Source organism: Paenibacillus graminis (genome assembly GCF_000758705.1).
GTDB classification, from domain to species: domain Bacteria; phylum Bacillota; class Bacilli; order Paenibacillales; family Paenibacillaceae; genus Paenibacillus_AQ; species Paenibacillus_AQ graminis.
Genome location: NZ_CP009287.1, coordinates 5611645 through 5633944 on the forward strand (window position 1 = coordinate 5611645; position 22300 = coordinate 5633944).

At 47.9% G+C, this 22300-nt stretch carries 21 protein-coding genes; 4 read left to right on the forward strand and 17 right to left on the reverse strand.

What is annotated here, in order from left to right; all coding sequences use genetic code 11:
• Positions 1-198: 198 nt before the first annotated feature.
• Positions 199-453, reverse strand: coding sequence for a post-transcriptional regulator (locus PGRAT_RS24225; protein ID WP_025702970.1), 255 nt, complete (start codon positions 451-453; stop codon positions 199-201).
• Between the two features lie 175 nt (positions 454-628).
• Between PGRAT_RS24225 and spoVB the strand changes: the two genes are divergently transcribed.
• The gene (gene spoVB / locus PGRAT_RS24230) at positions 629-2227 is read left to right on the forward strand and encodes a stage V sporulation protein B (RefSeq protein WP_025702972.1); all 1599 of its coding nucleotides are present in this window, start codon (positions 629-631) and stop codon (positions 2225-2227) included.
• Positions 2228-2231: 4 nt separating this feature from the next.
• On the opposite strand, the gene PGRAT_RS24235 is transcribed toward spoVB, so the two are convergent.
• Positions 2232-2999 (reverse strand): YetF domain-containing protein, encoded by a 768-nt coding sequence (locus PGRAT_RS24235; protein ID WP_025702974.1) that lies wholly within the window; start codon positions 2997-2999, stop codon positions 2232-2234.
• A 232-nt stretch (positions 3000-3231) separates the two neighbouring features.
• Between PGRAT_RS24235 and PGRAT_RS24240 the strand changes: the two genes are divergently transcribed.
• Entirely contained in the window at positions 3232-3624 is a 393-nt protein-coding gene (locus tag PGRAT_RS24240) for a TIGR04086 family membrane protein (RefSeq protein WP_025702976.1), read from the forward strand.
• Between the two features lie 90 nt (positions 3625-3714).
• Entirely contained in the window at positions 3715-4554 is an 840-nt protein-coding gene (locus PGRAT_RS24245; protein ID WP_238326718.1) for a phosphatase PAP2 family protein, read from the forward strand.
• Between the two features lie 85 nt (positions 4555-4639).
• Here the strand turns inward: PGRAT_RS24245 and PGRAT_RS31850 are convergent, their stop codons facing one another.
• The 15 genes from PGRAT_RS31850 to PGRAT_RS24315 form a co-directional block, all read right to left on the reverse strand.
• On the reverse strand, positions 4640-5983 hold the full coding sequence (locus tag PGRAT_RS31850; RefSeq protein ID WP_025702979.1) for a S8 family serine peptidase: 1344 nt from the start codon (positions 5981-5983) through the stop codon (positions 4640-4642).
• A 10-nt stretch (positions 5984-5993) separates the two neighbouring features.
• Complete coding sequence (locus PGRAT_RS24255; RefSeq protein WP_162165049.1) at positions 5994-6290, reverse strand: peptide maturation system acyl carrier-related protein; 297 nt, start codon at positions 6288-6290, stop codon at positions 5994-5996.
• A 49-nt stretch (positions 6291-6339) separates the two neighbouring features.
• Complete coding sequence (locus tag PGRAT_RS24260) at positions 6340-7476, reverse strand: TIGR04066 family peptide maturation system protein (protein ID WP_025702983.1); 1137 nt, start codon at positions 7474-7476, stop codon at positions 6340-6342.
• A 19-nt stretch (positions 7477-7495) separates the two neighbouring features.
• Positions 7496-8923, reverse strand: a complete 1428-nt coding sequence (gene ccpM / locus PGRAT_RS24265; RefSeq protein ID WP_051424671.1) for a Cys-rich peptide radical SAM maturase CcpM — start codon at positions 8921-8923, stop codon at positions 7496-7498.
• A 103-nt stretch (positions 8924-9026) separates the two neighbouring features.
• Positions 9027-9221: a CLI_3235 family bacteriocin precursor gene (locus PGRAT_RS34985; protein ID WP_081758521.1), complete on the reverse strand. Its 195-nt coding sequence runs from the start codon at positions 9219-9221 to the stop codon at positions 9027-9029.
• Positions 9222-9296: 75 nt separating this feature from the next.
• A complete protein-coding gene (locus PGRAT_RS24270; RefSeq protein WP_025702987.1) occupies positions 9297-11057 on the reverse strand; it encodes an ABC transporter ATP-binding protein in 1761 nt (586 codons plus the stop codon).
• Positions 11058-11502: 445 nt separating this feature from the next.
• The gene (gene yajC, locus PGRAT_RS24275; RefSeq protein WP_025702991.1) at positions 11503-11814 is read right to left on the reverse strand and encodes a preprotein translocase subunit YajC; all 312 of its coding nucleotides are present in this window, start codon (positions 11812-11814) and stop codon (positions 11503-11505) included.
• Positions 11815-11857: 43 nt separating this feature from the next.
• Positions 11858-12994, reverse strand: a complete 1137-nt coding sequence (tgt, locus tag PGRAT_RS24280; protein ID WP_025702993.1) for a tRNA guanosine(34) transglycosylase Tgt — start codon at positions 12992-12994, stop codon at positions 11858-11860.
• A 21-nt stretch (positions 12995-13015) separates the two neighbouring features.
• On the reverse strand, positions 13016-14044 hold the full coding sequence (gene queA, locus PGRAT_RS24285) for a tRNA preQ1(34) S-adenosylmethionine ribosyltransferase-isomerase QueA (RefSeq protein WP_025702995.1): 1029 nt from the start codon (positions 14042-14044) through the stop codon (positions 13016-13018).
• Positions 14045-14053: 9 nt separating this feature from the next.
• Complete coding sequence (locus PGRAT_RS24290; RefSeq protein ID WP_025702997.1) at positions 14054-16138, reverse strand: SpoIID/LytB domain-containing protein; 2085 nt, start codon at positions 16136-16138, stop codon at positions 14054-14056.
• Between the two features lie 41 nt (positions 16139-16179).
• Entirely contained in the window at positions 16180-17187 is a 1008-nt protein-coding gene (ruvB, locus tag PGRAT_RS24295) for a Holliday junction branch migration DNA helicase RuvB (RefSeq protein WP_020426618.1), read from the reverse strand.
• Positions 17188-17216: 29 nt separating this feature from the next.
• Complete coding sequence (gene ruvA / locus PGRAT_RS24300) at positions 17217-17840, reverse strand: Holliday junction branch migration protein RuvA (RefSeq protein ID WP_025702998.1); 624 nt, start codon at positions 17838-17840, stop codon at positions 17217-17219.
• On the reverse strand, positions 17837-18340 hold the full coding sequence (gene ruvC, locus PGRAT_RS24305; RefSeq protein ID WP_025703000.1) for a crossover junction endodeoxyribonuclease RuvC: 504 nt from the start codon (positions 18338-18340) through the stop codon (positions 17837-17839). The genes ruvA and ruvC overlap by 4 nt, the downstream gene beginning before the upstream one ends.
• Before the next feature lie 238 nt (positions 18341-18578).
• Positions 18579-19349, reverse strand: coding sequence for a BofC C-terminal domain-containing protein (locus PGRAT_RS24310; RefSeq protein ID WP_036702683.1), 771 nt, complete (start codon positions 19347-19349; stop codon positions 18579-18581).
• A 91-nt stretch (positions 19350-19440) separates the two neighbouring features.
• The gene (locus PGRAT_RS24315) at positions 19441-20682 is read right to left on the reverse strand and encodes a serpin family protein (protein WP_025703004.1); all 1242 of its coding nucleotides are present in this window, start codon (positions 20680-20682) and stop codon (positions 19441-19443) included.
• A gap of 234 nt (positions 20683-20916) precedes the next feature.
• Here PGRAT_RS24315 and fabV point away from each other — a divergent pair, with 234 nt between their 5' ends.
• Positions 20917-22107, forward strand: coding sequence for an enoyl-ACP reductase FabV (gene fabV / locus PGRAT_RS24320; RefSeq protein WP_025703006.1), 1191 nt, complete (start codon positions 20917-20919; stop codon positions 22105-22107).
• Positions 22108-22300: the final 193 nt, after the last annotated feature.

The window sequence follows — 22300 nt, forward strand, 5'->3', positions numbered from 1 at the left end:
TCATTACTCAATATTCCTATTATAGCTACGTGCGAAATCACCGTCAATTCAAGCAGAAATGACGGTACGGTTCTCACACAAAGAAACGGCCGGCCCTGCTCAAGCGGCATGCCATCCGTTTTTTCATAGGAAATGCTGAATGCTCTTCTCTTACTTTAACGCTTCCTGAACCTGTTTGCAAAAGTAAATCGTTCCTTTTTATACATTCAAACCGCGATAAGCGGCAATAGTCAAATAGTTCATATAACTATTAGCCTTGAGTGAATAGATATCATTCACCAGCTTATGCAGGGCGGGTCTGCCTTCCTTGTAATAGTTGCGGCTGACGCAGTCCCAGATATCCTTGCCCGTTACATATTCATAGCCGAGGAGCCGAAATTCCTCCGCTTTGCTGCGGCACATGGCTTCGATTTCATCACTAAGCTGTTCATAACTCCATTCTTCCGATTCCACGTGTTGACACCTCCAAAGATACCTCGCTTATGCATGTTCACAAATAGTATTCGACCAGGCTTCCCTAGTTTCCTTCTTCCGGCTGAAAAGTTGTCATGCATAAAGCTTGTCATGGAAAAGCCTATCATCCCATATCAATGTAAGAGAGACTACTTGTGGGAAGAAGGAGTGCCCTTTGAGGAAACAGAGCTTTATCCAAGGAACCTTGATACTGCTGGCCGCAGGCATCATTAACCGGATGCTCGGCTTTATTCCGCGAATTATTTTACCGCGTGTGATCGGCGCCGAGGGTGTAGGCCTGTATCAGCTCGGTTATCCGTTTTTCATTGTGCTGATTACGATCATTACCGGCGGGATTCCGCTGGCTATTGCCAAAATGGTCGCTGAAGCCGAAGGAGAAGGGCGCCCTGAGGAATCCCGGCGGATTCTGCACAGCGGACTGGCCCTTAGTCTCGGACTTGGTGTTTTTTTCACGCTGCTCGCATTAGCCGGCGCTTCCTGGGTCTCCAATGTGATTCTGACCGACAGCCGGGTCTATTACACCTTCGTCAGCATGACACCGATGATTGCTATTGTTGCCGTTTCTGCGATCTACAGGGGGTATTTTCAAGGCAGACAGAACATGATTCCTTCGGCGCTGTCCTCGGTCCTGGAATCGGTCATCCGGATTGTTTTTATGCTGTGGTTCTCCTGGCTGCTGCTTCCCAGAGGGGTTGCTTATGCGGCGGCAGGAGCCATGCTGGGTGTGACGGTTGGAGAGATTGCCGGCATGCTGGCCATCTTATGGCAATATTATTTTATCGTAAAAAGGGACAAGAAAGCAGACTTATCTCCCATAGCAACACCGCCAATCCCAGTGCCGGAAAATCCCCAAAAAACGGCCTCTTCCGCTAAAAATCATTCCATATTCAAGCGGCTGATCCGGATTTCTGTGCCCGTCACTGCCGGACGGCTGGTGGGTTCGTTCTCTTATCTGCTGGAATCCATTATCACTGCCCGCAGTCTCGCTCTCGCCGGTATCGCTACGGCAGCTGCTACCGCACAGTATGGGTCACTGCAGGGGATGGTAATTCCTTTGCTGCTGCTGCCGGGGGTGCTCAGCTCTTCGCTTGCGGTATCGCTTGTGCCTTCCCTGTCGGAAGCTTCAGCGCGCCGTGACCTGCCCACGATTCACAAAAGAATGCATCAGGCGCTGCGCCTGGCCATGGTGACCGGTGCCCCGTTTGCTGCGGTTATGTACATTTTTGCCGTACCGCTCTGTACGCTGATGTACGGCAATGCCGACACCGCCCCGATGCTGCGGATGATGGCCCCTTTTGCATTGTTTCTATATGTCCAAGCACCGCTGCAGGCTGCCTTACAGGCTATGGAGCGCCCAGGCAGGGCACTGGTCAACACGCTGATTGGAGCGGTTGTTAAAATCGCACTTATTCTCCTGCTCGCCTCACAGCCCGAGTACGGTATCTACGGGGCGATCATCGCAATAATCGTCAACAGTATTCTGGTGACTCTGCTTCATGGGTTCAGCCTGGTCCGGCTGATCTCATTGTCACTCAGGCTGGCTGATCCGCTCAAAACCCTTGCAGCGATGATTATCATGGCTGCCGGGATGTCTTATATCTATACCTCTGTGCCAATCGCCACTGCGCAGTGGGCCCAATTCTTGTTCGCCTCCGCCAGCGGGATGGCGCTCTATTTCGGAATCTGCCTGTTATCGGGCCTAATCTCCATTCGTGATCTGGACCGGGTGCCTTTTATCAAAAAATGGCGCTGAAGCTTCAACGCAGATCCAGACGGTCTACATAAATTTCTCCCTTGTGGTTTATGGAGCAGAGAAAAACATCCCTGAAGTCCGAGACGCCTTTTTGGCGAATCTGGGTCCTCAGCCAGAATCGCGTCTTGCCGATCATTTCCAGATTGTGGTCCTGGACCTTACCGTCCATGATAAGCGGAATCGGCAGGCCTTCATATCTGATTTTATGGCTCGGAAGCTTAACGCTGCCAGCAATGGTCCCTTCGGAAGGCTCGTTCTTGTTTCTGGCATCGGCAGTTGAGCTGCTGTTGCCGCTTTGATTGCTGGAGGATATTCCCTTGTTCTTTTCAATAACTGTAAGCTGGCCGCTGGTTTCCAGAATTGCAAACTCCACATCGGCGGGACTGTCGATATTTTGTCCGCGAAGCTGAAGCAGCAGATCATCAATATTATACCGCTGCTTGCGCATTTCCCCGCGATGCAGCTTGCCGTTTGAGATTAGAATGCTGGGTTTGCCGTCGATCAGAAGCCTCAGCTTTCTGCTCTTCAGGCTGAATTGGGCTACCAGGACCTGAATCAGCACCAAGGTTGCCATCGGCACCAATCCATCATAAATCGGACGTTCAATATCTTCTATGGAAAATATGGCAATCTCGGCAATCATGATGGAGATCGTCAAATCAAATACCGAGAGCTTGCCGATTTCCCGTTTGCCCATAATCCGCATGCACAGGAAAATGAAGATATACATCAGCACAGTCATCAAGATACGGCCAGAAATATGCTGGAACATATTCTCTTCGCTCCCCTTCCATTGGTCACCCGCCGCCATCGCGCCGGGCAAATTAATGTACCCCTATTCTGGCCCCTCAACCTAGGGAACATTCGGAAGACGGCTTATTAATTAATGGTAAAAAGGGCTTTAAGCTCCTTTCATGTACTATTGGGGCAAGCCCCCCCATACAATAGTTAGTAATCATATCTTGTGTACTGTATCGCTAAAAAAAATTCTAGGAGGTCGTACCATGTATTTAATCCGGCGTCTATTCTCGTGGAGAATATCGAGTCCAGTGTTATCAGGTTTATGCCGCGCTTTTCTGTGGATGCTGCTGGGGGCGATGGTTCTCTCCCTTTTGCTCTGGGGAAGCGGACTCGAAGAGCAGGACCTTACTATGTACACTTATATCGTACACGGTATTGCTGCCGCGTTCGGCGGACTGACTGCAGGACGGAGAGCATCGGGCAAAGGCTGGTATCATGGTGGAATTACGGGAGCGTTCTACGGCATTATTGTTCTGCTGATTGGATTTCTGGCGCTGGACAGTGCTCCTGCCGGCATCGATTGCCTGTGGGTTCTGGCAGCCGCGGGTATCGCTGCATTCGGTGGAATATTCGGGGTTAATTTACATAAATCCTAAAATTTCAATATAATCGAATCCTGCTCCTGAAAATATGGTAAACTGAATTCATCTGACTTTACATGCGGGATCAAGGAGGCTTCGATTGTTTTGCTTTACCAATCTATGAACTATATAATGCTGTATACCGTTATAATTGTAACTGTATTGATGTGGCTCGGTGCCCGCCGCAATCCTCTGCTGGCTTTTGTGGAGATCGGAAGAGAACTTGTCCGCTCTTATAAATTTCTGCTGCTCGTTGCGGGAATGTTTGGTGTGCTGGCCGTGAATAAATACGAACTGCAAATTGAGAAGAAGCTTCATATTACTTCCGATTACACGTCTTTCGTTTTTGGGCTTGAAGGTCATTTTGTCAGGGATCTGCAGCATTTGTTCTTTGCTCCCTGGTTGACGCCAATCATTGTATTCTTCTACATTTTCATGCTTCAAGCCGTATTGGCCGCTTCTCTGGGTGTATACCTGCTGGATAAGAACCGTGTTATGCTCTACGCAACCTGCTATGCGATTATCCTCAACTATGCCATTGCCATTCCGTTCTATTTGTATTTCCCGGTGAATGAAGTATGGTCCTATGTACCGGCAGGCGTCCGTTTTACCATGCTGGATGTCTTCCCGAGATTTGAGCAGGAATACAGGCCGCTTTCAGGTCTGGACAATTGCTTCCCGAGCCTTCACACCGCAATCTCTGTATCCACCGCCCTGCTCGCCTTCCGCTCCGGCAACCGCCGCTGGATGGCGATCACCACCGTGTCCGCAGTTACCATAGTGTTCGGTATCTTCTATCTGGGCATTCACTGGCTGACTGACATGCTCGGCGGCACCCTGCTGGCCGTACTGTCAACCACGGTTGCCGTTCAACTCGCCAAACTGACTCTGCGCAGTGGCGAGGGACGGCTCACCCTTCGCAGCCGTGCAACCGATACGCACTGATAGTAATAGGAAAAGGCCGGAGCCCTTAACTGGGTTCCCGGCCTTTTTCTTCCCATTTTTCATTTGTGATTCTAAGCAGCAAGCTTTAACTCGTTAATACTTTCCGTAAAGATTTATAAGTGGTTCTAACGTCTTTGCTTAGTGTCTTGTGATCTAGATATATCGAAACATCCATAAGTTCCTCTTGTGGATTGTAATCATATACAAAATGTTTTTTATTCGAATAATTTCTTTCCAACAGATTAATGGTAATATCAAACGGGTAATCTCCAAAGCCGTCCGAATCAGATGCTTCACTTACAAAAATAATTACGTCACATTTGTATTTTTGGTGAATGAATCCGAAAAACGCTAAGAAACCGGTCTCTTCAGGCAAGTATTCGAAACCATCAAAGATATCGGAAGAATGGTCAGAAATCCTCACCGGGTAGAATTTATCCTTATGGAAAAAATGATCCAGTGCAATGGAGAATTCCTTCCTTAAGAACCCCCTAATTAATATTACAGGAACAGGAGGGTCCACTGTTTTCATCTTTTTCAGCAGCTCACGGATATAACTTCCATAAAATTCACTGCTCCATATCTTAACTTTGTGTTCGTTCATATTCCCTTGCGGGAGCATTCCTATTTCATAAACACCATCTTTTAGATTAGATATAGTGTATTCCTTTTCTTTTATCATCCAATCTGTATTTATCATTAAACAGGGGTTATAACTGCTCTCATTTGATATTGAATTATTATTAAGTTCTGTTTTTATATCATCTAATGTAAAAAAAGGATGCTTAGTGAGGATCTCATGGACTCTGCCGGTTATAAAAGGAGCAGCAAAACTGTTCGAACTGTTCGTCTCAAAAACTTCACCTTGTTCTGATGGAATAGAATGTTTGCCACTTGTAATCACATCTATTCCATCATAAGGATAAGGATCAAATACATATTGATTGGAGTGCAGGTCGCCGGAACTCTTTACTCCTATTACATTTGTTAGACTGGCCGGCAACGTAAAGAGACCGTTATTATTAGAGGCGGCTACCATAATGATGCCCTGTTCTGCTACATCATTTACACAATCCCGGATTGCAGCAAAATCCAAAAAATAGGTTGACCCTAAACTGAGATTGACGATTTTGATATGGTTGTCCAGACACCAATATAATGCTGTGATCAATTGTTTCGTTGTGCCTTTACGATTATTTTTATCATTTAAGATCTTAACGCTCGAAAGTCTGGCGGCGGGTGCATATTTTTTTATGATTCCCGCACAGACCGTACCGTGGCTTTTTTGATGTTGATCATAATGATTCCGATTGATTATTTTTAGATTATCTTTTATTTCTTTATTATATTTTAGAGTGCCAATATCAAAGGGATATTCATTTACACCGTCATCAATGAGGCAAACATCTATTGGATTGTGGCCTTTCATTCTACTACCACTACCTAGTAGTTTTATTTTTGATTTCCCTCAGAATAATTGCAGATATGTTGGATATCGTGTTAAATTCGCCTGAAACAATATCTTTTTCGGGAATTGAAATGCCGAAATTTTCTTCAATTTCGAAATATAATTTAAGCAGATGCCTTGCTTTCATATTCACGTCCCGTTCAAGAAAATTCCGGTTATATTTGTCCTGCCCCCATAAATCGGTATCTATCAGCAATTTGTTCTTTAATATCTCATCCAGCGACTCTGCGATTTCTATAGCATTGATTTCCTGGCTTATAATACCCAAATTCACCATCCCTTTCAGTAACTCTATTTGCTATTCCTGATTTAAGCTCCTAGAAATTGACCGCCATTTCAGTTTCCGATAATTTGTCTACAATCAAATTAGCAATTTTCACCGTGTCACCTTTATCCAAAGCGTTAAAAACAGGTACTGAAGATAAAACGCCACATTCCTCGATGCTATTTTGCATGAAATCTTGATTAAGCGTTAATGTGTTTACAGAACTTGGCTTAGAGTTAGTCATTTCGACCCAATCAATTTGCCTATTGGTTATATTCAAGGCATCAATATCCAAGCCGAATTTATATTTGACAGATTTCATTATTCCATCCAGATATTCTGCTGTATATTTCTCATGGAACAGGCTTACTACTACAGCATCGGGTACAACCGCCTGAAAAATTTCATATGCCGTAATTCCAAAGTCATTGGTGATCTTGTTGTTATAGCGCATAAAGCCGCCAGGCACCGCTACGATAATTAAGTCCGGCTCCTCAGTGGATTCAATTTGCTTGATGTACCTGTTATAGCACAAGATCTTATCTGATTCACTTATTAATTCTTTCATAAACCCTGGAAACGAATGGAACCCCAAAAATTCACAATATGATCGGGTACCAACTACACTCACTTTATAACCCATGCTTTCAAAAGTGGACTTTAAATCCAATTGCATTTGAAACTTATGAGTGTTCTCGGCTATCCCAACGACGGCGAGGATCGGGGTAGTACAATCTATAATTTCTTTCTGTCCAGACGACAGATCATTTAAGAAATCTGTATGATTCAAATTATTTTCTCCATAATTAATAAAATAGCTGCCCTTCTTCTCGCACTTGCCTTGTATTTCTTCTAACTTTTCATTCAATGGAAGGAGGGTAATAATATTTTTCCCAGCTTCGACTGCACTTAAGAGTTTGGGGTAGATATTCTTGTCCAGCGTATATGAATTGTCGGCTTCAGCAAATATTACAGTATCAATCCCACTCAAAAGCTGTTCAAATTCCTGACTGACAGTAAGGCCAAGGAATCCGCCGCCATCGGCATAACTGGCATCCTTACCGCATAACCCCCATCCGGGTAAAGAGGATAGCTGGATGTTGCCATAATGGTCAACAAAACCTTTGTCTCTTAACAAGGGAGTAAAATGGGAGTCGTAAGGGTAGATTAATACACTTTCTTTATTCAAAATACTTCCCTCCAAATCATTATCCTGTAATCTTCTGAACCATTTCTTTTCTCAATCCGCATTCTTTTAAGGTACACACATCCTTCAGCATTTCGTCAAAATTGTAACGGACATCCTGACAGGCTTTTAGTTTTGCTTCCTTGCTCAGTTGATTTCCATCATCCGACAGTGAAGCACAAACTCTGCAGTTCCGGAACGCGTAGCACTCCTTACAGTTCTCTTCCGTAAGTTTTCCTACATTCAATAATTTCTCTATTTTGTCAAAAAAGAAACCCTCTTCAATATTGCCGATTCTCATGATATCCGATGTTTCACTAACCCTTTCACATGGATAAAAGTGGGCATCTGTACTCATAAATAACCGGATTTGTCCCGGTACGCAAGGTCCGGAATGATGATCCTGTTTCGCTAATGGGGCAATATTCCGGTGCGAGTTACTGATATACTCAAAATGCTCCCGATAGGCGGCTCTGATTAATTGTGAATTGTTTGCTTTGGAAACCTTGCCCAATACAAACAACAAGTATTTAAATTTGCTGTATTCCCATTCTCCTACAAAATTTTCGCTGAATTGAACACGGTCATTGCGGTAATTATTGGATACAAAACTTCCGATCACCGCTGATTCATTAAAAAATTCTTCTTCACTGGCGATAAATTCATCCAGACAATTAAATTGTGCTGTTGGGTCCATAACCATAGAAAAGGAGAGATTTTTTTTGATGGCCGGGTACTTTTCCACAATTCTTTTGATGTTATCATAGACAGCATTAAAAGTTCCGCAACCATTTGAGGCAAAGGTACGGTGTTTATCATGAATTTCTTGAGGCCCGTCCATACTCACGGTAATTCTCAAATTGTAGCCTAGTAATCTCTTCACATTAGCTTCAGTGAGCAGGCTGCCGTTCGTGGTCAGACTAAAAGAAACGTTTTTCCCTTCTGCCGCTTTTATCGCGTAGTCCATGCACTGAATAATCAGGTTCATCTCCAGCAAAGGCTCGCCGCCATAAAAACTGATATCGATGTCCTTGGCATCCTTAGAATGCTCGATCAGAAAATCTATTCCTTTTTTAGCAGTAGCAAAATCCATTCGTTTATTGCTATGTACCCGATTTACATAAGACCCGGAATACACACAATAATTGCATCTGAAATTACAATTTTGAGTGACTTGAAGAATTATTTTTTTTAGATTATAACCTAATAGCTCATCAAGCATTCTTCCATTGTTATGTTTTATTTCTTCTACACGATTGTTTGACAGATATCCTTGATCCATTAATTTTTGGATAACCGGATGCTCGCTTGAACGTATCGCTTCAGGATCATTGATAATTTGATAAGTTTCCTCATCCACATTGATTATTTTATTTTTATTCACGTCGAAAAAATAATACTTGTCCATATTTTCGAACGAATATATCAACGGATTTTCTTTGGTCAACAATGGACTGTCTCCTTTACCGTTTTGTAGTCTTGCTTCTGCATAAGGAAAAAAGACTAGGGCTCTAATGACAGGTAACGTTGTCTTTAGAACCCTAGCATTTCGGTTAACCTCTTACTTGAGCGGTTGCAGTCGGAGTATAGTTTTGCGATCCGCTATCCGCGCTAGTATTGCTAACATGCAAGAAATCAGGACCCCAGCAGCTGCAAGTGGCGCAATAACATGCACAAGAAAGATGGCAATCTGCGTATGCCTCAACGGTATGCATTTGTGAAAAATTCTTTTTAGTTAATTTTCTCATTTCATTTCGCCTCCCTTCGTATGTAATAGATTAAAATATATAAATTCCAGAGTGGCGGGCACTCCGAAAAGTATATCAACTAATCAATGCTCTGCACTCCAGTTCGCTTTCATATAACTTTTTATAGGTAAAATTGTTATTCAGAAGATTTCTATGGCTTCCTTGGCCTACCAGCTTGCCGGCATCAATAACTAGAATTTCATCTGAATCAATAATGCTTGATAGCCTATGGGCAATCACGACAACAGTATGATCATGAGAAATTGAACTTATTAATTCCTTGACCATTTGCTGGGTTTCATTATCCAGTGATGAGGTTGCTTCATCGAATAATATTATTTTCGATTTTTTCAACATCGCTCTAGCGATGGCTATCCGTTGTTTTTGGCCGCCTGACAGGTTGGAGCCATTCTCTTCAATCACGGTTTTATATCCATGCGGAAGACTCATGATGTAATCATGAATCTTTATCTTTTTGCAAATGGTTATCATGTCTTCTTCTGTTGCCTCTTGGTTTGCGATCAACATATTTTCAGCAAAAGTTGCATTAAATAAGTAGGGAGTTTGGTGTACAACCGATATATGCCGGCGCAGTGTTTCTTCATTAAAATGTTTGATATCCGTTCCATCTATCAGAATGGCTCCTGTATCAGCCTCGTAAAAATGCAGCAGTAAATTGAAGATTGTAGTTTTCCCGCCGCCGCTGCTGCCTACTATTGCAGTTGTATTATTCTTTGCGATTGAAAAACTCAAGTCATCCACAACCCGCAAATCGTCCCCGTAACCAAAAGAAATATTACAAAATTTAATTTCCCCTTCAATATATTGCTTTTCTATATCGCCAAACTTTTCTCTTTTGTAACCAAATTCATCCAGTAAGTTAAATATTCTTTCCAGTGAAGTAAGCGCCTTCTGGATGTTGCTGCTGATTTGGGTAATGTTCATTAATGAACCCGTCAGCTGGCTGGAGTAAGAGGTAAACGCAATAAAGTATTCAATGTTCAGCTGCCCTTTATATATTAGAAATCCTGCTATAGCCATGACACTAAGCTGGGAGAGAAATGAAGTGAATTGGGATAATGACCGGGCCACAGTGCTTATAATATTTATATTTATATTTTTTTCTTTAAGCAGGATGGCCAGATCCAGAAATTGATTTATTTTTATCTTCTTAATGCCCAAACTCTTGATCTCTCTGATCCCGGTTATGGACTGCTGGAGATTACTGAAATAGCTGTCGTTTAGCTTAGCCAGCTCTTCACTTCGCTTCCTTATTTTTTTCCCGGAGAAGGTGAATATAAGGAATGTAACCGGAAAGCTTAGTACAATCACCAAAGATAGTGGAATACTAATTTGAAACACAACAATGCTTATGATGACAACTCGAAGAATATCGATTGCAGTATTAATCAACTGGTTTGTAAGGATGCCCGCTACAGTCGCAGTATCCCCTTGCAAACGGGATATAAATTCGCCCACCTTCATTTGGTCAAAAGCCTTTACAGGAAGTTCAATGATCTTTTGAAACATATCTCTTTTCAAGTCATAAATAATATTTTCGCTTAATGAGGAAAATAAATAGGATTGAAAGAAACTTAAAATGGTTACAAAAAGCTCTGTTACAAACAGGTACATTAGCATTACACTCAGCTTTTCAAATTCCTTAGAGAACAATAAAGCTATGACCTTACCTAATATTAATGGTTCAATAATTTGCAGAATCAGACAAAACACAATACAAAAAAAGGTAGTAATTACACGCAATTTGTAAGGAAAGAGATACATCAAACATCTTTTTAACAAACCAATATCCTTTTTATCAACTATCGATTTCATAAGTCGTACCTCTGATGGTAAAATTTAATCGGTATATTATTTATTTCATAATCTTACACTTTGTAATAATTTTCACTTGCAAGCCAATTCTACATCTTTCGATATAATTTGTAAACATATTTTTACTTTATTTCAATTTTTAGTATATTTATTTGTGAAAACTAAACTATAATTGTTGAACATTTAAATTTATACCTCTTTTATCCAATTAATTAATATACTACTGCATTTTTGGTTTTGCAAATCTGTAAAATATCGGATTATAAATAGCGAAAAAGCTCTTTACACATTGGGTTTGGGGGGGCGGGCCGATGCGCAAAAACAGCAGATTTTTCTCGTAGAAAAACAGGCCAACCAGAAGTTTCTGGCTGACCTGATCCTGTGAAAAAAAAGCACCGTCTCTCTTACGAGAAACGGCGCTTTTTATGTAGGGCTGTACAAAAAGCTATTCCTTGTCTTCAACTTCCACAACCGAATGGCTGATGGAACCCCGGTCAAAGGTCAGCTTGGTCACATCGTTTACCCGCAGGACTACGATGTCATCGGAAATTTCCATGATCGTCCCGTGAAGGCCCCCAATGGTCACTACCTTATCGCCTTTTTTCAGAGCTTTCAACATTGCGTTGCGTGTCTTGGTCTTCTTCTGCTGCGGACGGATAAGCAGGAAATAGAACACCACAAACATTAGCACAAATGGGCCTACAAGACCCAGAATGCTTCCGCCCCCTGAGGCTGCTGCATATTGAAACTGTAACATAATTCTCCCCCCCTTCAAAAGACAATGAAACACTGCCCCTTACCTAAAAACCTTTTAGATTATCATATAATCCGTATTGTGCAAAAAACTCATCGCGAAAATCAAGCAGCCGATCTTCCCTGATGGCTTCACGCACTTTACGCATCAATTCCAGCAGGAAGTATAAATTATGGTATGTCGTTAACCGCAGGCCGAAGGTTTCATCGGCTTTGATCAGATGGCGCAAATAAGCACGGGAATAATTCCGGCAGGTATAGCAGCCGCATTCCGGATCAAGCGGCCCGAAATCGCGTGCATACTGCGCGTTGCGGACTACAAGTCTTCCCTGACTGGTCATCGTTGTCCCATTGCGGGCAATACGTGTAGGCAGAACACAGTCGAACATGTCTACTCCACGGATTGATCCTTCCAGCAGCGCATCGGGTGAACCCACGCCCATTAAATAACGCGGTTTCCCTTGCGGCAGCAGCGGAACCGTATAATCCAGCACTTCATACATAAGCTGCTTGGACTCTCCGACGCTGAGTCCCCCAATAGCATACCCCGGGAAATCCATGGAAGTCAAATCAGCCGCGCTCTGGCGCCGCAAATCCTCATGCATCCCCCCCTGAACGATAGCGAACAGCCCCTGGTCTTCAGGACGGGCATGGCTTTTGAGACATCTTTCGGCCCAGCGTGTAGTGCGTTCCAGCGATTTTTTGACGTAATCATATTCTGCCGGATACGGCGGGCATTCATCAAAAGCCATCATGATATCAGAACCTAGCGCATTCTGGACCTCCATCGCTACTTCGGGCGAGAGAAACTTCTTATCCCCATTCAGGTGGGAACGGAAGTGCACGCCTTCTTCAGTGATTTTGCGCATGTCACTCAGCGAGAAAACCTGAAAGCCGCCGCTGTCAGTTAAGATAGGCCGGTCCCAGTTCATGAATTTGTGCAGGCCTCCGGCTTCGCGGATAATATCATGACCCGGACGGAGAAACAGATGGTACGTATTGCTTAAAATAATATGCGCATCCATCTGTTTCAATTCTTCAGGACTCATTGTTTTGACGGTGGCAAGTGTACCTACAGGCATAAAAGCGGGCGTCTCAATTATGCCATGCGGGGTGTGCACCCGCCCGAGCCGGGCACCGGATTGCTTGCAGGTCTTGATGTGTTCATAAGTTATTGCTGCCATATGTTTAACCCTTCCTCTTGCTTAATAAATAAACATTGCATCGCCGAAGCTGAAAAAGCGGTATTGCTGCTGAATCGCGGCTTCATAGGCGGCCAGAATATTCTCCCGTCCGGCCAAGGCGCTCACCAGCATCACCAATGTGGATTTGGGCAGATGAAAATTGGTAATCAGTGCGTTTACAACGGTGAATTTGTAGCCCGGATAGATAAAAATATCCGTCCAGCCGCTGCATTCTTGAATCGGACCGCCTTCGGCCTGTCTGCCAACCGTTTCCAGTGTCCGGCAGGACGTTGTGCCCACAGCTATGATCCTTCCGCCCCGGGCTCTGGCAGCATTGAGCACATCCGCTGTCTCCTGGGACAAGACGAAATACTCGGCATGCATTACATGCTCTTCTACCTTCTCTACCGACATGGGACGGAAGGTTCCAAGTCCGACATGAAGCGTAATATAGGCAATCGTCACACCTTTAGCCTTGATTTGCTCCAGCAGCTCACGGGTGAAATGCAGGCCTGCGGTCGGCGCAGCCGCCGAACCCTCATGCTTGGCATACACCGTCTGGTAACGCTCGCGGTCATCCAGGGTCTCCTTGATATACGGCGGAAGCGGCATGCTTCCCAGCCTGTCCAGAATTTCCTGGAATATTCCTGTATAGATGAAGCGGAGTGTCCGTCCACCCATGTCAGCCTCATCTTCAATAATTGCCCGAAGTTCCTCGCTGAAGATGATCACAGCTCCGGTCTTCAACTTCTTGCCGGGCTTCACCAGCGCTTCCCAGCGGTCTTCGCCCAGATTCTTCAGCAGCAGGACCTCCGCCTTCGCACCGGTGTCTTCCTTAACGCCGAAGAGCCGGGCGGGAATCACCCGTGTATCATTCAGAACCAGCGTATCTCCCGGCTGAAATTGTTCCAGTATATCCGTAAAATGCCGATGCTCCAGTTGGCCATTCTCCTTGTTCACGAGCAGCAGCCGCGATGCACTGCGGTCGGACAGCGGAGTCTGGGCGATGAGCTCCTCCGGCAAATGGAAGTCATAATCGTCAACATTCATGGTCAGTCTTCATTCCTTAACTATAGTAACGTTATTAAAATAGTGTTGCAATATTTGCTTATAATCATACCCTTTGTCCGCCATGCCCTTCACACCCCATTGGGACATGCCAAGCCCATGGCCGTTCCCCCAGCCGATAAAATAAAATCCGGGGCTGGTCGTGACTACTCTGGACGAAGCATCTGCGCCCATAACTACCGTACCGCTGCCATTCGCAGTCACTTTGCCCGACGCAGAGAGTACTCCGGCGCTCTGGGAGCTGTCAACCGTTGACGTTGAGCCGTCAGCGCCTAATACAGTATAACTGCCGGCAGGTACAATATCAAACAAAGTACTCGGCAATCCGCCGAACGCCGAACGGAACAGATCGGGATATTTCACCTGCAGAATCTCCCCGTTGGCTTTTACTTGTGTGACTCTTCCCGAAGGACCGCGCTGCGAAACCTGCAGACTGCTGATGGAAGAGGGCAGTGAACTGCTGACCTTGCCCGACAGGCTTTTTAGCAGCTCCGCAGAAGTGTAGGGCCCCTTAACCCAGCTGTAGCTTCCGTTCTCATAGAACTGATCCAGAACTACGGCATTTTCGCCGGGGTTCAGCTTGCCGAGCGGACTTGCACCGCTCTCAACGACAGGCAGCGGGCGGATATTCACATCTTTGGTGCTCGCAGTAGCTATAACCAGGCCTGACGCTGTCTTGCTGCCGGTTAATTGGATATTGTCCTCCCGGGCGTAACCCGAGACGCCGCTGTCCAGCAGCAAGTAATACCATTTCTTCGATGCCGCTGCTGCAGCGGAGTCTTCGGCACTGGCAACACTGACAAAGGTGGTGCCTCCGTTGCCCCATACCTCGGAAGGGTCGGCGGTCACACCGCCGCTATTGGAGGAAAATACGGCCTCCACAATCTTGCTGCCGCTCATCAGCACCTCCCCGGCAGTAGCATCTACTGACTTAGTAATTACCGGTGCTTCAGCACCAATGCCGTTGTATACCTGGCTGAGGGTGGTATCCACCACATTCGCCACGTCAAAGCGGTTGCCCTGCGACAGCGCATAGCTCCGTGCAGCCACGGCCTGGGCTTTAAGCGCTTCTTCGGGCCAGCCCGATGAAACTTCTCCGCCGACTACCGCATACAAATACTGCTCCAGCGGAACTTCGTTAATGACAGCAAGGGATCCCGCAAGCCCGCTGAGTTCCAGATTCCCGCGGTAAATACGTTTGGAACGCTCGGCGATTTGAATCCCTGCGGAATTGCCCGAGGCCATGAACTTGGCTCCTGTGCCGGATACCTGATAGTGGAATGCCTGGCTCTCGCTGCTCCAGTCCAATCCTGCATCCGTGCGGATCATCATCCCCGGTGTGGTCGTTGCCCCGGCGGATACGGCAAGCTGCGGAAGCGCAGCTGTAACTGCAGTCCGCAGCGCGGCCAGATCACTGTCGCTTGCCGCTTCTCCGACCCATACTTCTACTTGCGCGCTGCCGGCTGGTCCGCTTGTCAGCGTCTTCCAGGCATCAAAGCCGGCCGCAGTAATCGTACTGACCACAGCATCCGCTTCTTCAAGAGTAGCAAAGGAGCCAGCAGACAGATGTTTGCTTCCAGCCAAGGCAGGAGTCTGCCCTTCAGCAAGGGACAGGCCTGCTTTGCTTACCCGGTTCAGCCCTTCCCTGGCAGCACTTTCACTGGTGTACGGGCCGGTGTACAGCTGGTAGACTGTCGCACCATTGCGTGAAGCCACAAATAACATCGGCTTATCAGAGGTCGATTGAAGCTTCTTGGCAGCTTCTGCAGCTGCCTGCCATGTAGGACTGTCCATCACCTTGACCTTGTATCCGTCGAGACTGATGCGGATTCTGTTATTGGCCGGAATGGGCAGCAGCGGCGTACTGCCGGACATCAGGCTAAAGCCCACAGTCGAGCTCAGCGTCACGAAAGGGACGGTAGATTTGTATTTGCTGCCAATATCGGCATATAGCGCAACCCGGATAGTTGCGTTCGGATCGGCATGGCTGTCAGCGGCAGGAAGCAGGAGGCCGCCTGTCATCAGGGCACCTGCAAGCAGGCTCATTCCTGTCTTTTTCCACTTGGCAAGATTCATCTTGATGCCTCCTATAATAGAAATGATAGCAAAATCCAGGATTATTGCGGCTGCGGAGGAAGCGGAAGGCCCAAATGCTGATAAGCGGCAGGAGTCACAACTCTCCCCCGCGGCGTCCGCTGCAGAAATCCAATCTGCAGCAGGTAAGGCTCATATACATCCTCAATGGTCTGGCTCTCTTCTCCGATCGTCGCAGCTATGGTATCCAGTCCCACAGGTCCGCCGCGGAAGGAACTGATCATGGAATGAAGCATCTTGTGATCGATGCTGTCCAGTCCGCGCGGGTCCACCTGGAGCATCTTCAGCGATTCTCCGGCAATCTCCGGCGTAATGATCCCGTCGCCGCGCACCTGCGCGAAATCGCGGACCCGCTTCAGCAGGCGGTTGGCAATCCGCGGAGTTCCCCGGGACCGCAAAGCGATCTCTTCTGCAGCATCGCCCAGAATCTCAATGCCGAGCAGTTCGGCATTGCGGGAAACAATGAAGCTCAGCTCGTCAATCGTATAATACTCCAGCCGGCTGACCACACCGAAGCGGTCACGCAGCGGCGCAGACAGCAGCCCGGCGCGGGTAGTGGCGCCGATTAGCGTAAAGGGCGGCAGGTCCAGTCGTACCGAGCGGGCGCTCGGACCCTTGCCGATCATAATATCCAGCGCGAAATCCTCCATCGCCGGATACATCACCTCTTCCACCGTCCGGTGCAGCCGGTGGATCTCATCAATGAACAGGACATCGCCCTGCTGAAGATTGGTCAGCAGCGCGGCCAGATCGCCGGGCCGCTCAATGGCAGGCCCGGATGTTGTCCTGAGGTTCACACCAAGCTCATTGGCGATAATATTCGCGAGTGTCGTTTTACCCAGCCCGGGAGGCCCGTACAGCAGCACATGGTCCAGCGCTTCGCTGCGCATTTTGGCAGCTTCTATATAAATTTTCAGATTCTCTTTAACCTGGTTCTGTCCGATATACTCTCCCAGATAGCGGGGGCGCAGACTTAATTCCACCGCCTGCTCGTCCATCATCAGGTTAGCCGATATAATCCGGTCATCCATTTATCCATCACTCCGTTCTGTCAAGCAGCCTATTTGGCTATATACAGCAGCCCCAGCGCCTTCTTCATCAGCACATCAACGGGACCTGTATCGGCGCCTTCCTTCTTCATGGTCAGCCATACCCGGTCCAGCTCGGCTTCGGTATATCCAAGAGCCCTCAGGCCGTCCCGCGCTTCCTCCCAAGGCATTGCTTCTTCGGCCGCCTGGGCTTCTGCCGCTACAGCAAACAATCCTGTCTGCATGGATACCGCGCTCAACCCGTCCAGCTTGTCCCGCAGATCCAGAATCATCCGCTGGGCGGTCTTCTTGCCGATCCCCGGGAGCTTGGTCAGGAAGGTGATATTCTCCTGGTAAATCGCGGAGATCAGCTGATCCGGTGTTCCGCCGGTCAGAATCCCCAGGGCTACGCGCGGGCCAATGCCGGATACCTCAATCAGCTTGCGGAACAGCTTCTGCTCTTCTCTTGTCGGGAACCCGAAGAGCAGGGTAGCATCCTCGCGTGTCTGGTAATGAATGTAGACCGTCACCGGCCCCTCCAACTTGGCAAAAGCATACGGATTCGGGCAGAACACCCGGTATCCTATGCCCTGGACATCCACCACCACATATTCCGGCTCCAAATGGACAACCGGACCTCTTAAGTAATCTATCATTTTCGCAATACCTCATTTAATTTGGAATTAAGACTCACCGAATGGGCGTGGCATACCGCCACCGCCAGCGCATCCGCCACATCATCAGGCTTCGGTACAGCCGCCAGCTTCAGCAGCAGCTTGACCATTTCCTGCACCTGCTTCTTCTCGGCCTTGCCATAGCCCACCACAGCCTGCTTCACCATCATCGGAGTATACTCCGCGACAGGAAGCCCGCGCTGGACAGCGGCCAGGATCAGCACACCTCTTGCTTGCGCCACCGGCAGAGCCGTCGTCACATTGCGGCTGAAAAACAGCTTCTCCACCGCGACCGCATCAGGCTGGTATTTATCAATAAGCTGCACCATACCCTCGTATACATGCAGCAGACGTTCCTCCTCCGGCGTATGCGCCTCCGTCTGGATGCACCCGTACTGCACCGGCGTTAATTTGTTACCTGCCTTATCTACGAAGCCGAAGCCGACAATCGCCAGCCCCGGGTCAATGCCCAGGATGCGCAAATCCAATCTCTCCTCTTAAGCAGGCCGTCTATTCCTGCGGTTTCATCCATTTCGTTGCCTTGAAGCGAACATATGTATTCCTTCTAATCATTATAGCAAAAAACCTTCTTCCGGGAGAATAAAAGTTTGCCGGGATTCCTGCCGGCTTCCGCAAGCGAAAAAAAGAGGGAGTGTCCGGGCACTCCCTGCAGCAAAAAAAAGCCGCCCCATGCATAGAGGCGGCCTTCTTACCCTATAGTTATTCTTCGCTTTGCATCACCTGTTCCGATGAGTCCCGCGCATAATCGCTGAAGGTGGACAGCACGCTGTTGTACTCTTCTACATCCTGCACACGGATGCCTTCATGCAGCTGCTCTAAGATATCATCCGGCAGCGAAGACTTCATCGAGCCCATGTCCATCTGAAAAAAAGTTTTCAGCACCTTCTCCTCCGCAGGAGGACCTTTGAACAGGGTCAGATTCCCGTGCTCGTCTACGCCGATAAAAGCGTCTTTCTTAATCTGAGGCGACAAATCGTTGACCATATGCTCCAACCACAGATCCCCGTCCGCGCTGATCCAGCCGTTCCAGTCCGGATGTGCAGCAATGACCTGTTTGAGCTGGACGAGAGACTTGTCCCCGGGAAGGGTTACGATCTCCTCACCGGAAATATAGGTTGTCTTCAAGTGAACCGTTCGGCTGACCGGTTCCTGGCTAAGGGTTTCCAGCAGCTGCTCACGATCCGGGGCTGAAGTCCCTTCAGTCCCTTCTTCTCCAGCATGGCTGTACACAGCCGCTGCAGCCGGCACGCTTCCGCCCGGATCACCGGATGAGCCCTGTTCCTGCAGCCCGCTCAGTTTGTCAGGCATATTCCATGCCGTATCACTCAGCAAGCCGCTGAGCTCTTCCGGGACCTGCATTCCACGCCAGGCAAGCAGCGTCAAGGCTATACAGGCCGCTCCCACCCAGGGTGCTTTTTTCCAACGTCTCCAACGCCGCCACAATTGTTTCTTTAAGCGAAAAGCATTCACGTTGATCCCTTCATTCTGCTTTTTTCCTATTGTGACCTGCAAAGGGAGCAATTATGCGCTTAGCCCCGGAAATTTGACGAACTCCCCGTTTTTAATGGGACAACAACGGATTTTCAATCGCACCGAGGAACAGCCAGACTCCGGTCTGCCGGTCTTCGATCACAAAAAGAAAGGGCCGGTCTACTGTCATTTGAAAGGGTGCTCCCACAGAAGGAGCAGCTCCCATACGCATTTCAACAAGCGTGGAGGCTGAAGCTTCGGTCCCTTTTTCGTTCACATCGACATAGGTTTTATGAATGATCTTGCTGATATAGATGGGATCGGGAATATCGGCCAGCTTGGAGAAATCGCCTTTTGCCGGATCAAAAGCCTGCTTCACGCCCAGCGCCTGTACTGCATCTTTCAGGTCCGTTCCATAGCTGGCCGTGAAACGCGGCAACCCTACCGTCCCCTGCTGGTTCTCAAAATCCTCCCCGGCCGGAAAGCCCCCTTCCGCAAGCCTGGCCTCCAGGTCCTCTAATGAAGAGTGCTTACCAGGCACAATAACCAGCATATCCATCTGCTCTGCTCCATAGGGAATACGTATGGCTTGCCAGTCTTCCTGCGCTGCGTACGAATAATATCCGTTACGGCTCATCATTGGCACTTGTACCGCCTCATCCGCCGAGAGATGAAATGCTGCCTGCCGGGTATTTTCTTCGGGAAAAGCATCCTTCCAGCCGCCCTTGAAATACAGGGCGTTCACAAGTACACCCAGGGCGTCAGGACCGGGAGGCTGATCCAGCATTTTCGTAATCGTATGCTCTGTATGCTTGGATACCCATCCGTTAATTTCAGTGACCGAACGCGGTGCGGCAAGGTCTGTCGTACGGATCTCCGCCTCATAGTAAGCTTTTCCGGTCTTCAGATAATCTTTGCGCAGCGGTAATTGGGAGGTGCCCCAGACGGAATTGGCCAGCTTCAGCTTAATCCCCGGCCCGGCGTCCTGCATCACCGCCAGCAGCGCCTGCTGACTTGCGTTCAGCTTTTGGAGCTCACCCGGAGAATAACCGAGCAGCTGTCCCAGTTCTTCCGCCGTCTCACCGGCGCTGCCATTATAAGCAAGTGCCAGGGCGGTGGCGATACTGTAAGGCGATATCGTCAGATTGCCTCCGCTCTTGTCCCTCAGCTGGCTGAACAGCTTCAGCCCGAGCAGGTTGCTCTGCTGCGCCAGCCGGAAATCCAGCTTGGACGCAGCAGCTTGCCTTTCGGAATAGCTCATCACAGTCCCTCCTTGGCTGCAGCCTGCCAGCAGAAAAATAACCAGCAGGAGCATGGGTATTCTTTTCACCATATCGGTACCCCTCTCCCTTCATCTCCTGCTCAGAATTACATGCACAGAACATTACGTACTGTAACTGACGCAGAGATCTGGAATAAGTTTCAAATAACTGCATATGCTCCAGCCCGTGCTGCTACTTGGCCTCAAACATAAAAAATACATTCATACTTATCTTTCTAAGCCATCATTTGCTATACTCTATATTAGTGAAAAAGGTTAAAAACTAAAACAAAGGGGTAATCCTTGATGATCATTCAGCCAAAAACACGCGGCTTCATTTGCACAACCGCCCATCCGGAAGGGTGCGCCAGACAAATACAGGAACAAATTGATTTCGTAAAAGCTCAAAAGAAGCTGACTGGCCCCGTGAACGTGCTTGTTATCGGTGCTTCCACCGGATACGGGCTGGCTTCACGGATTACTGCCGCTTTCGGTGCAGGAGCGAATACCATCGGCGTCTTCTTCGATAAAGCCGCTGAAGGCGCCCGTACGGCTTCGGCAGGCTGGTATAACTCGGCCGCATTCGAGCAGGCCGCAGCACAGCAGGGCCTCAAATCCCACAGCATTGTTGGAGATGCCTTCTCCGATGCCATCAAGACCAAAACGATTGACCTGATCAAAGCCGAATACGGCACCGTCGACCTTGTGGTCTACAGCGTTGCATCTCCACGCCGTACCCATCCTGTAACGGGAGAAACCTTCTCCTCCGTGATTAAGCCGGTTGGCACCGCCTACACGAATAAGACAATGAACTTCCATACCGGAGAGGTATCCACGGTCACCATTGAACCGGCAACGGAGGATGAAGTCCGCCAGACGATCGCCGTAATGGGCGGGGAAGACTGGGGAATGTGGATTGACCAGCTGCAGGAAGCCGGTGTGCTGGCAGACGGCGCAACAACCGTAGCTTACTCCTATATTGGACCGAAGATCACCCATCCGATCTACCGGGACGGAACGATTGGCCAGGCCAAAAACGACTTGGAGCAGACAGCCATCGCACTGAATGAGAAGCTGAATGCCAAGGGCGGACGCGCTTTTGTCTCAGTCAACAAAGCACTTGTCACCCAGTCCAGTTCCGCGATTCCGGTGGTTCCACTGTACATTTCCGCTCTGTATAAAGTGATGAAGGAAAAGGAATTGCACGAAAACTGCATTCAGCAAATGTACCGCTTGTTCTCGGATCATTTATATAACGGCGGTGAAGCGGCCGCAGACGGCAGCCACCTGATCCGTATCGATGATTGGGAAATGCGCGAGGATGTGCAGATCGAAGTCATGAGACGCTGGAGCGAGCTCGAAACCGGCAATGTTCCGGAGCTTGCCGATCTGGAAGGCTACCGTGAGGATTTCTTCCACCTGTTCGGCTTCCAGACCGAAGGTGTGGATTACGAAGCCGATACCGATCCTGCGGTCGAGATTCCGAATCAGGTGTAACTATATAAGATGAACTTTAGTTTACATTGTGGGGTATGGTCGTAACTGCGGGAAATGTTTGGACTTCCAGCCGCTGTTGTCCCCAGATTTCTTGATATGAACCGCTTTTAGCGGTTGAAATCCGGTGACTGATTATGCTTCCGATGCTAGCTTTCCTACGGAAAGCTTTCAGGCGGTCGCATTCGCTCTTCCA